This window comes from Corynebacterium poyangense (assembly GCF_014522205.1).
In the GTDB taxonomy this organism is placed as follows: domain Bacteria; phylum Actinomycetota; class Actinomycetes; order Mycobacteriales; family Mycobacteriaceae; genus Corynebacterium; species Corynebacterium poyangense.
Window position 1 is genome coordinate 938062 of the sequence record NZ_CP046884.1, and the last position, 12499, is coordinate 950560.

The 12499-nt window shown below is 51.8% G+C and carries 9 protein-coding genes, 1 tRNA gene and 3 pseudogenes; 6 read left to right on the plus strand and 7 right to left on the minus strand.

Going from position 1 to position 12499, the window contains the following annotated elements:
- Positions 1-14 precede the first annotated feature (14 nt).
- Positions 15-1031, minus strand: coding sequence for a selenide, water dikinase SelD (gene selD / locus GP475_RS04440; RefSeq protein WP_187975433.1), 1017 nt, complete (start codon positions 1029-1031; stop codon positions 15-17).
- Between the two features lie 53 nt (positions 1032-1084).
- Here selD and GP475_RS04445 point away from each other — a divergent pair.
- The 4 genes and pseudogenes from GP475_RS04445 to GP475_RS04460 all read left to right on the plus strand — a co-directional run bounded on the left by GP475_RS04445 (position 1085) and on the right by GP475_RS04460 (position 4933).
- Positions 1085-1179 (plus strand) — tRNA-Sec (locus GP475_RS04445).
- Positions 1180-1204: 25 nt separating this feature from the next.
- Positions 1205-2548 carry an L-seryl-tRNA(Sec) selenium transferase gene (gene selA / locus GP475_RS04450; RefSeq protein WP_187975434.1) on the plus strand — a complete coding sequence of 448 codons (1344 nt, stop codon included), beginning with the start codon at positions 1205-1207 and terminating at the stop codon, positions 2546-2548.
- Between the two features lie 3 nt (positions 2549-2551).
- Complete coding sequence (selB, locus tag GP475_RS04455) at positions 2552-4366, plus strand: selenocysteine-specific translation elongation factor (protein ID WP_187975435.1); 1815 nt, start codon at positions 2552-2554, stop codon at positions 4364-4366.
- Positions 4367-4403: 37 nt separating this feature from the next.
- A pseudogene (locus tag GP475_RS04460) lies at positions 4404-4933 on the plus strand (O-acetyl-ADP-ribose deacetylase).
- On the opposite strand, the gene GP475_RS04465 reads toward GP475_RS04460, so the two are convergent.
- The 4 genes and pseudogenes from GP475_RS04465 to GP475_RS04480 all read right to left on the minus strand — a co-directional run bounded on the left by GP475_RS04465 (position 4930) and on the right by GP475_RS04480 (position 8115).
- On the minus strand, positions 4930-5544 hold the full coding sequence (locus GP475_RS04465) for a hypothetical protein (protein WP_187975436.1): 615 nt from the start codon (positions 5542-5544) through the stop codon (positions 4930-4932). The pseudogene GP475_RS04460 and the gene GP475_RS04465 overlap by 4 nt on opposite strands.
- Positions 5534-6052 carry a hypothetical protein gene (locus GP475_RS04470; RefSeq protein WP_187975437.1) on the minus strand — a complete coding sequence of 173 codons (519 nt, stop codon included), beginning with the start codon at positions 6050-6052 and terminating at the stop codon, positions 5534-5536. The genes GP475_RS04465 and GP475_RS04470 overlap by 11 nt, the downstream gene beginning before the upstream one ends.
- Positions 6053-6084: 32 nt before the next feature.
- A pseudogene (locus GP475_RS04475) lies at positions 6085-7172 on the minus strand (lipoyl protein ligase domain-containing protein).
- 9 nt (positions 7173-7181) lie between these two features.
- A pseudogene (locus tag GP475_RS04480) lies at positions 7182-8115 on the minus strand (DUF808 domain-containing protein).
- Positions 8116-8359: 244 nt separating this feature from the next.
- Between GP475_RS04480 and GP475_RS04485 the strand changes: the two are divergent.
- A complete protein-coding gene (locus tag GP475_RS04485; protein WP_187975438.1) occupies positions 8360-9016 on the plus strand; it encodes a ribonuclease H family protein in 657 nt (218 codons plus the stop codon).
- A 123-nt stretch (positions 9017-9139) separates the two neighbouring features.
- Here GP475_RS04485 and GP475_RS04490 read toward each other — a convergent pair whose 3' ends face one another.
- Positions 9140-9679 carry a DUF402 domain-containing protein gene (locus tag GP475_RS04490; protein WP_187975439.1) on the minus strand — a complete coding sequence of 180 codons (540 nt, stop codon included), beginning with the start codon at positions 9677-9679 and terminating at the stop codon, positions 9140-9142.
- A 2-nt stretch (positions 9680-9681) separates the two neighbouring features.
- Positions 9682-10398, minus strand: a complete 717-nt coding sequence (locus GP475_RS04495; RefSeq protein ID WP_187975440.1) for an Rv1157c family protein — start codon at positions 10396-10398, stop codon at positions 9682-9684.
- A gap of 166 nt (positions 10399-10564) precedes the next feature.
- Here GP475_RS04495 and typA point away from each other — a divergent pair, with 166 nt between their 5' ends.
- Entirely contained in the window at positions 10565-12478 is a 1914-nt protein-coding gene (gene typA, locus GP475_RS04500) for a translational GTPase TypA (RefSeq protein WP_187975441.1), read from the plus strand.
- Positions 12479-12499 lie beyond the last annotated feature (21 nt).

Here is a 12499-nt window from a genome sequence, read left to right on the forward strand (position 1 = left end):
TCCTTGGTGCAGCGCTAAACCACCTCAATAGTTGGGGCGTCATGATCAGCCGGCAGGAATTCACCGATAGGTGCATATCCCTCGATTTCTCCGGCTAGCAACAACCCTCCTGAGGTTTGGGCATCCGCAAGGAGCAGAAGATCATCGTCGCCAATGCCAGAACCTGTAGAAATATGTGGCCGTACCCAGTCCAAATTGCGGCGGCTACCACCAGGGATAAAGCCATCAGCTAATGCGGTTAATGCTTCGGTGAGAACAGGAACATCGGCGCGATGAATACGAGCCCGTACTCCGGAAGCCCGGCACATTTTATATAAGTGACCAAGAAGCCCGAAGCCGGTGACGTCGGTGGCAGCTTTGACACCAGCCGCCACAGCTTTTTCTGAGGCTTCCTTGTTGAGCGTGGTCATGGTGTCAATTGCCGCGGGGAAAAACTCTCCGGTGGCCTTATGTCGATTATTTAACAGTCCCACTCCTATGGGCTTAGTCAAGCTCAAGGGAAGACCAGCGGTGGCAGCATCATTACGCATGAGATGCTGGGGATCTACGATGCCGGTTGCAGCCATACCATAAACAGGTTCCGGGCCGGTGATGGAATGTCCTCCAGTAACGGGTGCCCCAGCTGCAGAACATGCGTCCAAGCCGCCGCGCAAGACTTCGCGAAGAACATCTAAGGGCAAAACCTCTCGAGGCCAGGTGACTAAATTAATAGCTGTAACGGGCGTGCCCCCCATGGCATAAACATCTGAGAGTGCATTGGTGGCGGCGATGCGTCCCCATTCGTAGGGGGAATCCACCACGGGAGTGAAGAAATCAGCGGTAGAAATAACGGCGAGATCCCCGCGGATTTGGATGGCGGCGGCATCATCGCCGTCATCAAGACCAACGAGTACTGAGGGAGCATCAATTCCGACTAAACCTTGAACCGCGTCTTCTAGTTCTCCCGGGGGAATTTTACAAGCGCAACCACCGCCGCTGGCTAAGGTTGTCAATCTAGGTAAGTTATCTGGGTAGGTAAAAGTTGTCGACATAAACATGAGGATAATCCTTCACGGCACAAGACGAGTTGCTAAAGTGTGCCGATGGAGGCGTTTGTGTCCTGGTGGGCATCCCGGTCTTCAAAACCGGCGAGGTCGAGTAGCTCGGTCTGGCGGGTTCGATTCCCGTCCGTCTCCGCCATATATCCCAGGTTATTGAGGTTGAGATGGCTGAAGGAACAGATCCGCGGCGCAGCATCCCAGGAACCGACAAAATGTTGCAGCATCCGGAGATTAAAAAGTTTCACGATCGGGTGCGGTTAAGTGCGATCCGAGACTGTATCCACCAGGTCCAGCACCAGGCACGAGAGGGAAAAATTGCTGTTGACGACGTTTATGACGCGGTGATGAAAAAGCTCCGTGAGCAGGTTGATTTCCCCGGCGGTTTAGTTCCTGTTATCAACGCCACCGGGGTGGTGGTACACACGAATTTGGGAAGAGCTCCATTAAGCCCTCGCGCTCAAGAAGCGGTGCGTCAAGCCAGTGGGTATGTGGACGTGGAAATGGATCTAGAATCTGGCCAAAGGTCTCAACATCGCGGTAGGGCAGCAACCGCAGCGTTGTGTGCAGCGTGCCCACCCGCAGAAGACGCCTTAGTGGTCAACAATGGTGCGAGTGCACTGTTGCTTACTACCGCAGCCTTGGCCGGACCGGGAGCGGAAATTCTTATTAGCCGCGGAGAACTGATCGAAATCGGCGCTGGTTTTCGTCTACCAGAACTAATTGAATCAACAGGGGTTAACCTCACTGAGGTTGGAGCCACAAATCGGACTCATCTTCATGATTATGTTCGAGAACTCGACAGGCCAGGTAACCGCATTAAGGCTATTTTGAAAGTTCATCCCTCAAATTATCGGGTTGTGGGTTTTCATTCTGAGGTGTCAATCAAAGAATTGCATCAGGTTGCTCAGCAGTATCACGTTCCAGTGATCATGGACGTGGGGTCAGGGCTGTTGACCGCGGACTCAGTTTTAGCGGATGAACCGGATTGCGCTGGGGCGTTACGGCAAGGGGCGGATCTGGTGATCGCCAGCGGTGACAAATTGCTGGGAGGCCCACAGGCCGGAATCATCTTGGGGAGAAAATCGCTTATTCGCCAGTGTTCTCGTCATCCTTTAGCTCGAGCTGTGCGCGTGAATAAACTTACGCTGGCAGCGTTGGCGGCTACGGTCAATGATTGTGAAGATAATGTTCCCGTCAGAGCAGCTATTCATGCGGACCCAGATGAATTGAAGAAGAGATGCCTGGCCGTTTATGAAGCCCTCAGCCCGTTTCATCACTGTCAAGTAGTTGCTCATGATGGTCGAGTAGGGGGTGGGGGAGCTCCAGGTGTGCCTCTATCAGGTTGGGCATTGGAACTGCCAGAACACTTTGGGCGGGCTTTGCGACTACACCGACCAGTGATCATGACCCGAATCCATGATGGGCGTTGTTTAGTGGACCTGCGTTGTGTGCCAGAAAACCAAGATCATGACATTATCGCTGCTATCCGCACGATCGCAGAGGTGTAGGGAATGACTGTTATTGCGACCGCCGGACACGTCGATCATGGGAAATCCACTTTAGTTAAAGCCCTTACCGGAATGGAGCCAGATCGTTGGGGTGAGGAAAAGCAACGCGGTTTGACTATTGACCTTGGGTTTGGGTGGACTCGTCTCCCCTCAGGAAGAGACCTCGCTTTTGTTGATGTTCCTGGTCATGAACGTTTTTTGAGCAATATGCTGGCGGGGGTGGGGCCCATCTCCGTGGTGTGCTTAGTCATCGCCGCAGATGAAGGCTGGCAGGAGCAGACCACAGATCATTGCGCTGCCTTAGAAGCATTAGGAATTCAACATGGGGTCATCGCCTTGACGCGATGTGATCGGGCCAGTCAGCCTCGCCAGAAAGAGGTGGTTCTTGAGGTTCGACGCCGGCTAGCGGGAACCTCGCTTGAGCACTTCCCCGTGGTTCCAGTGTCTGCCCAGGCCGGGGAGGGGTTGGATCAACTGCGTAGAGTGTTGGATTTAGTGATTGACCAAGCCGAAGAGTTTACGCGAGATCGAAAATCCATTGACCGTGTTCGATTTTGGGTGGATAGGTCCTTTAGCATCACCGGCGCTGGAACCGTCGTGACCGGGACGTTAACAGCTGGGAGTTTAAGCCTAGGTCAAGAACTTAGCTGGATAGACAGTGAGGGACGGCAGCAGCAACTCAGTATTCGTGGTCTGCATTCAGAGAATAAGGCTCAGCAGACCATCGTCCCGGAGACTCGCGCAGCTATTAATCTTCGCGGCGTAACCTCCACAGAAATTCACCGGGGTGATGTGCTGTTGAGTCCAGGGCAATGGCATTTAAGCTCTCAGATTGATGTGCGATGGGAACCATGCAAGCTGGCGGTGGGAACAGATTTTGAGGACACCCCGGGGACAATTATTGCTCATTGTGGAACACGTAGCGTTGAAACCTGGGTGCGGCCTTTGAATAACCACTATGCGCGACTAACTTTCCCCCAGGTGTTTCCCTGGAGCATAGGAGACCGAATCATCCTGCGGCTACCTGGTAACCATGCGGTCTGGGCTGGGGTGTCGGTCTTAGACATTGCCCCACCGGAGCTGCATCGTCGCGGAGAAGCTAAAGCCCGTGCTCGGTTCTTAGAAAGCCTGCCGCAGCAACCGCGGATAGAAAACTACCTATCCGTACAGGGAATCATGGCATGTGAAGACCTGAAGAAAATGGGTATTCATATTCCAGATCCGTTGCCGAGGGGTGTCGTTTCCTCAGGCGGGTATGTGCTTAGTGAACAAAAGATTGAGGAATGGGCACAGACCCTCAAGGAGATGATAAAAACACTTCCTCCTCTTAGTCCGGGAATTACTTTGGCTGCCGCCAGACATGCCTTAAGCGCTCCGGAAGATTCACAGGTTTTAGTAGCTGCAGCAGCGGCCGGGTTGGAATACCACGACGGTGTGATGAGAGAGCCGGGTCAACAAGTAGATCTAGGAGACGCTGAAGAAAGTATCCTCACTTTGGAACAATGGTTAACTCAGGATCCCTTTTTAGCGCCCGATGCCAAGGAACTAGCCGAACTCCGCCTGACTCCGAAGCATCTCGCGGCTGCAGAAAGAGCAGGAAGGATTATCAGACTCGGTGAGGATAAATCTGTCATCCTTCTGCCTACTGCTCCTGACCTTGCCGTGCGTAAATTGCGAGATTATGGTGAGAAGTTCACGCTTTCTCAGGCGCGCAGAATTTTGGATACTACCAGGCGGATAGCCGTTCCCCTATTGGAATACCTTGATTCACAAAAGCTCACCAGAAGGATTGATAATCAGCACCGAATAGTGTATTAGTGAGCTGGCGGGCGTCGGCCTTTTAGAATATGAAGATATGAAGGTGGAAGTTCAGCTAGGAGATATCACTTCTATTAGCGTTGATGCCATTGTTAATGCAGCTAACCCGGGGTTATTGGGGGGTGGTGGAGTTGATGGGGCTATCCACCGCGCTGGAGGTCCGAAAATCCTGGAAGAATGTCAGCGTATTCGAGAGCACCGCTATCCGGAGGGGTTGCCTCGCGGCTTGGCAGTAACCACAACTGCGGGTGATCTTCCCGCGACGTGGGTTATTCATACCGCCGGACCAATTTTTTCCCGGGGAGAAGATCGAAGCGCGATCCTGGCTAGTTGTTATCGGGAAAGTCTTAAGAAGCCGGTCGAGTTGGGGCGCGAACTATTGCTTTTCCAGCTATTTCCGCTGGGGTCTATGGCTGGCCTGTAGAAGACGCCACTGACATAGCGGTTCAGGCTGTGCTTCATTCACCGCCAGACGTGCAGGAAAAGATCCAAAAGGTTATTCTGGTGGCTTTTTCGCCGGAGGTGGAAAACGCCTGGAAGCAGGCGTTAAAAAATTCCAAGAGTTAGAAACGAGAAAGAATAAACAGAGTTGAAGCGAGGAGAATGAGCACCAAAATAGCTAAGAGCCACCACCAGGATCGAGAAGAACCCGAAGCTGATGAATCAGGTTGTGGCTCGGGATGGTTGTCCCGCTGCTGATAAGAACCGACGCCTACGACAGGCTGTTGCTTGGGCTGTGCCTGAAACATCGTGGTGGCTTCGGATGGGGCGGAAGACTCTGGAAGGCTAGGGGATTTCACCCTGATTTTTTCTTTATGCTCCCGGATCTGTTCCGGAGTGGGGGCAAAGAATCTGCTTGAGGGTAACCTTAAGCTCCAATTACCCTCGCTGTCCGGGGAAGACGCACCACCGTGCTCTGCGGCGTTGCTTTCCGTCCCGGTTGCGGAACTTTGAGGATAAGGAAGATCGGTGGTAGGAATCGGAGATACCGGGGGCTCTAGGACTGCTTCTGATATCTCCTCAGGCGCTAGTAGTTCCGCTGTTGCTGCGGTTCCATCCTCAGAAACATAGCAGCGGATCACACTTACTAACCCTAGAGTTTCATAATGAGTAACCAGTTCATGTAGTTCCGGGGCAAGTCCCTCAATTTTGCCTAGATACTCGCCCTCACACCACAAGGATAATGAGTGTGGATCGTCTCCACTGTGGGCTGGGCACAATATTTGGCGATCTGAATACGGGGCCAGTACGTCGGGGTTGGAAATGGATGGGATAGGGGTGTGCCGAACCTTCTGTGACTAATGTCCATGGTTGATCTGGAGGGTTATTGGCCGGAATAAGGAGGGAATTGTCCGCAACAAAAACATAGGCTCGAACTTTCCCCTCATGAAATTCCAATTTAGCCTGAGTTTGAGGGTTTTTCCCGGAAGCTAAAATAGCGTCAATAGAGGGGAACTGGTGGCGAAATTCCGCCGAAAGTGAACCGATAATGCCGTAATCCCACTTCACCTTTAATCCGCCGGTCCGAAAATCAGCCAATAACACTACCGGCACCATGAGGCCACCGGCCGGAACAATAGTGCGGTGAAGATGAGCAAATAAAACCGCCTGATGGGTATTGCTCAATTCCTCACTCATGGAGCGTTGACGAGCTTTAGCTGGGATGGGATAAGGGCTGATAGGCATGGTGACCTCAAGTAGTATTCAGGAGGGAAAGTTTAAGGTAAACGGTGAGTCCATTCTTCAGTCCCAAATTTAGTATCCACTAAATGCTGGGCTTCTTGAAGGTCGGATTCGGACAGCTCAACACTGCGAGCACTGTATCTTTCTTTGAAGGTATCAATCAACGTTGAAATAATGTCGGATCTTGTTGCCCCGGTTTGGCTACGCAGCGGATCCACGCGCTTTGAGGCGCTACGGATCCCTTTATCAGCAATCTTCACCTTGGCAATTCGCAGCACTTTCGTCATCATCTCCGCATCAATGTCATAAGACATCGTGACATGGTGCAACACCGCCTTCCCCGCCTCTTCTGGGCAGCACCTCCAATCTTCCCAGCCGAGGAAGTGATGTCATTAATCGGCATATACCAAGCATGCACACCATGTTTAGCTAAAGCTGCTAAGACCCATCGATCCAAATACTCATAGGAGTCTTCATAACTTAATCCAGCGACCAAGCTATCCGGCGCATAGAGGGAGTAGGTAATGCAATTTCCTCCCTCCATAAACATTGCTCCGCCGCCAGAGATGCGACGCACCACAGTGACATTGTTTTCGCGTACACCATCAGGATCTAGTTCATTGACATAGGACTGATAAGAGCCAATAACAGCGGCACGATCATTCCATTCCCACAATCTAAGCGTAGGGCCGCGTTGCCCAGCTGCTACTTGATTGAGGATAAGTTCATCAAGGGCGACGTTCATCGGGGTAGGGAGCACAGGAGAATGGATAATCTCCCAGGAGTGATCACTAAAATCCGTGGCATTATTAAGAGCTCGACGTACCACCTGGGCGATATCTCGGGTACTAAGTCCATGAAGTTCAACGTTGACTTTCGTTTCCGCGCTGACGGTGGACAAGGCGGCGTCGAGCCTTTTGATGAGGGAAGTTGTATCCTCCTGAACAGAGGCTGCTTCTAAGGCAGGTCCTAGGGCTTCGAATGCTTCCTCAGGTTCGAGAAAGAAATCCCCAGAGATTTGCACTGACTGCAGGTGAGAGGAAGTGGCGGTCACATCGGCGACCACTAATTTGCCACCGGGAACCTTGAGCGCAGAATGATAATGAGAAATCTCTTCAGTCATATTTTGAGCTTAATCGTTGGTGGTGGTGGCCTTTGCGGGGCGCATCTTCTTGACAAGTGATACGGCTGCGGTAATGATAGCTCCCCACAGGGCGCCGACAATAAGACTAATAGCAGTTTCTCCGCACCATCCGAAAAACCCGCCACCGGCACCATGATGGGCCTGGAGAGCAAGGTTATGAGGAAAATGCCAACCAAATTCAGCTAATCCGTAATCATAATATGGCCGCCCACCCACAACATCGCTAGCGTGCCAATGATATTCAACACTTTTAATACCGAAGGCATGGCTTGCACTAGAGCGCGGCCAACTTTTTGGAGACCACCTTTATAGGTCCGAATGAGCCGGAGTCCATAGTCATCCATTTTCACTAAAATGCTGACTACGCCATACACGAGGGCAGTCATAATGATGGCAATAACAACCAAAATAAGGGCCCGGTAGAGCAGAGGTTGGTCCGTGATGTCATTCAGCGAAATCACCATGATTTCAGCGGAGAGAATTAATCTGTCCGGATAGCCGAAGCTACTAATTGATCTTCAGATTCGACACCTTGGGAACTGGCCGGAATATGTTCTTCTCCACGGTGCTGAACCCAGTGAATAATTTTTTCAGCACCTTCAAAGCACAGATAACTCCCGCCCAGCATCAAAATGGGGGTCAGCGCCCAGGGTGCAATCCAGCTGAGAATCAACGCTACAGGAAGGATAATGAGCAATTTATTACGCAATGATCCTTTGGTAATCCGCCAAATCATCGGCAGCTCACGTGCTGGTGAAATGCCGGAAACATATTGTGGAGTCACCGCAGTGTCATCAACAACTACCCCAACAGCCTTTAAACTGGTTTTCCCCGCTGCAGCGGAAATATCGTCCACGCTGGACGCCGCAGTCCGGGCCAGGGCAGCCACGTCATCTAATAGCGCTGCAATTCCTCCGGGCATAGCTGGGATCCTTTCCTGCTGCTGTGGTTAACTACATAGGGCCGGTATATTCACAGAAAATATCTAACAACCTTGTAATACTTTACCCAGCAATGTACGCCAAGGGAATTCTTCCGGTCATCTAGCTGCAAGGTATTAGGGCATCACTTTTTCCTGAACACCTATGTGTTCTGTGGCAGTGGAGATCGTTTTGAGGATAGGGGAGGCAACTGCGTGGGGATAGAACTGTGGCACCATAGTCGCCATGACTATTATTGCGGCGGCAGATGGCTCAGCACTTGGTAATCCGGGGCCAGCCGGTTGGGCGTGGTATATCGACGCTGATACCTGGGCGGCAGGAGGCTGGCCCCAGGGAACTAATAATCAGGGAGAATTACAATCAGTGGCACATTTGCTGGAGTCCACTGCTGATGTTGAAGAAGATCTTCTGATTTATTGCGATAGCCAATATGTGATTAATTCGGTGACGAAGTGGATGCCGGGGTGGAAGCGTAAAGGTTGGCGAAAAAAAGACGGAAAACCGGTTTTGAATGTGGAATTACTTCAAGCCATTGACTCAGCCTTACATAATCGTTCCGGAAAAGTGGAATTCCGTTGGGTCAAAGGCCATGCGGGTCATGAGCTCAATGAGATCGTTGACCAAAAGGCTCGTGCTGCGGCTACCGCGTATTCTCGGAATCAGGAACCAGATCGCGGACCTGGTTTCGGGCCCAATACTCATCGTCCCAACACCGTATCCAACGTTTCAGCGACCGCCACGGAACCTACGCTCTTTGATCTTCCGGAACAATCCCCTGAAGAGAAAGCCGAACGCCGGGAACGGGACTTTCTTCAGGGGCAACCGCCATTACTCACCCGGATTACCAACTTATTGGACCTGCGCCGGACAATCCTCAGGTGATCGGAATAGAGGTCGTCTCCCCAGGGCCACGGACGCAACTTATTCGTACCCAGACAGATCGAGAGATCCGCACCTCGGTGTGGATTCTTCAGGGAAATAGATGGCTATTATGCCAGCACCAAGTTACGGGGCGGGAGTAAGTTCGACGTCCTGAGCCCACTGCAAGGGCATCCCAAGACTAGCTAACCAACGCATGGGGTCATCGCCGGCGCGGCATATCCCTTCCACTGCGGTGAGCGTGGCTTCGGTCGCTAATTCGCTGTCTTCTGGACTGATTAACCCTGCGGCTGTCGCCGCAGCTAATTCATCAATGTCAAGAACATCCAGTGGCTTATTACGATAGGTGACGATATCGACATAGAGATCTTTAGTTCTCCAGGTACTTTCGTCGAATTCTATTTTGGCTATATCAAAATAAAATACTTGTTCCTCGGTGCCTTTTGTTTCTGGTCGGAAATGGAAAATATTAGCCCTTAGAGAAATTTTCGGTAACAGCCAGCTTTCTAAGTATCCAAATTGGGGATGGTCAGCACCGCGGGCCATATAGAGCCCAAAATCCGTCCGTTGGTAAATATCAACCTGACGCTGAAAGCCTTTAGGGTCGATATTGATTTTGTCCTCAATCCGGAATTTTTCTTTTTTAATGGGATGTACGTCAACCATTATCAGCGACCATCAATAATTGCGGCAGTGGGTGAATAGTGACACTCGGCATCCTGAGTGAGAACCGAGCCGTCGAGGACTGCCAGGAGATAGCCGCGGCCAGTAGGTGCTACCCCCGAAACAGTTGCTGGTCCATTCGGGTTAATTCCGTGATTTGCCAGGGGAGTAGTGCCATAGTGCAAGGTATTGAGATTAATCCAATGAACCTTCATCGAATCCGCCTGGTTTGCCAAAGCAGCAGAAGTGCCTAAGGCAGTAAAGAGAAAGGCGGTGTCATGAGGCCCTGCTCCAGGGGCAGGAATATCGCTAGGTCCAACCACTGCCAACGCTGTTCCTAGGGAATCGGCCTGGCCGTTAATGCAATGCCCAGCTACCGACGGCCAACCAAATTGATGGATTACCGGACCTCCCGCCGGAATTTCTGGACCCCCACCCATGTTGCCAGAATAAAACGCCACTGCTGCGAGCATGGCGCTACGAAGCTGATCCGGAAGACCGGGAGTATTCGCCGCCTGAGAAATATGATTCAAGACATCAGGGGTGGGGCGTCCGAGGTGATCTACTGGAAGAACCACCTGTTGACTGTCGGACATGGTGATATGCTCAGGGGAGGTGAGGGAATTTTCCTCAGCTTGAGCAGAGCCAGTTCCACAGACAGCCCCGAAACACACCATGCCTATTCCTAGGGCGGTGGCGAGACGGCGAGCGGATCCAGGCACAGGGGACTCCTTTATCGGGATGTGGTTCAGGGTATAGGAGGATATATGAGGATTAGTGTACCTGGCTTGAGTGCATCACGATACCTGGGATCAAGGTGCATAAAGTGGGTGCTGGGGAGTACTCTAGTAACGCTATATCGCTAAACAATCGAGGAGTTTCCATCTCGTGAGTACTCACCCCGAGTTTCGTAATGTTGCCATTGTTGCCCATGTGGACCATGGCAAAACCACACTTGTAAATGCCATGCTGGAGCAATCTGGTGTGTTTAGCGAACATGAAGAAGTCGCTGATCGGATCATGGATTCCGGAGACTTGGAGAAAGAAAAAGGCATTACCATCTTGGCGAAGAACACCGCTATTCGGCGGCGTGGTGCCGGAAAAGATGGCAATGACTTGGTGATTAACGTTATTGATACCCCTGGTCACGCGGATTTTGGTGGCGAGGTGGAACGAGCTTTGTCCATGGTCGATGGGGTTGTGTTGCTGGTGGATGCCTCGGAAGGCCCACTACCTCAGACGCGTTTCGTGCTGGGGAAAGCCCTCGAAGCAAAAATGCCGGTCATTATCTGCGTGAATAAAACAGACCGTCCTGATGCGCGGATTGATGAGGTGGTGGAAGAATCCCAAGATTTACTTCTGGAATTAGCTTCGGCCCTTGATGATGCAGACGCAGCCGCTGCTGCGGAGCAACTATTGGATCTGCCAGTGCTTTATGCTTCCGGTCGTGAAGGGCGAGCAAGTACCACGAACCCGGGCAACGGCAGTGCTCCAGAAGCCGCTGATCTTCAGGAACTCTTTGACGTCTTATATGAAACGCTGCCAGAACCAACTGCCACCATTGACGCTCCACTCCAAGCTCATGTTACTAACTTGGACTCTTCGTCTTTCCTAGGCCGGATTGGTTTGGTGCGGGTACACTCCGGAGTGTTGCGCAAAGGCCAGCAAGTGGCTTGGATTCATTATGATGACGAAGGTAAAGAGCACGTCAAGATAGCAAAAATTGCAGAGTTGCTCTCGACCGTCGGGGTTACTCGGGTGCCGGCTCAGGAAATCATAGCCGGAGATATCGCAGCGGTGTCTGGAATTGACGACATTATGATCGGCGATACTTTAGCGGATCCAGAAAACCCGGTGGCTTTGCCTCGGATCACAGTTGATGAGCCGGCCATTTCTATGACCATTGGAGTTAATACCTCACCTCTGGCCGGTCGAGGAGGTGGAGACAAACTCACCGCTCGGATGGTGAAGGCACGGCTAGATCAAGAACTCATTGGTAACGTCTCTTTGCGAGTACTTCCTACTGAGCGGCCAGATGCTTGGGAAGTTCAAGGCCGTGGTGAAATGGCGCTATCGGTGTTGGTGGAAACGATGCGACGTGAAGGTTTTGAACTGACCGTTGGAAAGCCGCAGGTAGTTACCCATGAGATCGACGGAAAAGTCCACGAGCCTTTTGAACATCTCGTCATTGATATTCCCGCCGAGTATCAAGGCGCAGTTACTCAGTTGATGGCTTCTCGGAAAGGTCAAATGCTGAGCATGGATAATACCGGAGATAACTGGGTGCGGATGGAATATTCTGTTCCTGCACGTGGGTTGATCGGTTTCCGCACCACCTTCATGACTGAGACGCGCGGTACGGGTATAGCGAACCATTATTCCGAAGGTTTACAACCCTGGGCTGGAGAGATAAAGGATCGGGCTACCGGTTCGCTCGTCGCTGACCGGCCCGGTCAGATTACTGCCTATGCTTTGCAACAACTGGCTGACCGGGGGTCGTTCTTCGTGGAACCCGGTACAGAAGCCTATGAAGGCATGGTTGTGGGTGCAAATAACCGTGATGAAGATATTGATATCAATATCACCAGGGAAAAGAAGCTCACCAATATGCGCTCAGCAACGTCGGAAGCTACGGTCACGCTTGCTAAAGCTCGCACGCTTTCCCTTGATGAAGCGATGGAGTTTTGCGGCCAAGATGAGTGCGTAGAGGTCACGCCAGATATTCTGCGAGTAAGGAAAGTGATTCTATCTTCCACCGAGCGTGGTCGGGCTCGTGCCCGTGCCAAAGCGCGAAATAAATAATCTCCACTAGGGGAGCAGTTC

What these genes read in the sequence shown, in the direction of transcription:
- selD (WP_187975433.1), bottom strand. Translation starts at nt 1,031, where the DNA reads ATGTCGACAACTTTTACCTACCCAGATAACTTACCTAGATTGACAACC.
- selA (WP_187975434.1), top strand. Translation starts at nt 1,205, where the DNA reads ATGGCTGAAGGAACAGATCCGCGGCGCAGCATCCCAGGAACCGACAAA.
- selB (WP_187975435.1), top strand. Translation starts at nt 2,552, where the DNA reads ATGACTGTTATTGCGACCGCCGGACACGTCGATCATGGGAAATCCACT.
- GP475_RS04470 (WP_187975437.1), bottom strand. Translation starts at nt 6,052, where the DNA reads ATGCCTATCAGCCCTTATCCCATCCCAGCTAAAGCTCGTCAACGCTCC.
- GP475_RS04485 (WP_187975438.1), top strand. Translation starts at nt 8,360, where the DNA reads ATGACTATTATTGCGGCGGCAGATGGCTCAGCACTTGGTAATCCGGGG.
- GP475_RS04490 (WP_187975439.1), bottom strand. Translation starts at nt 9,679, where the DNA reads ATGGTTGACGTACATCCCATTAAAAAAGAAAAATTCCGGATTGAGGAC.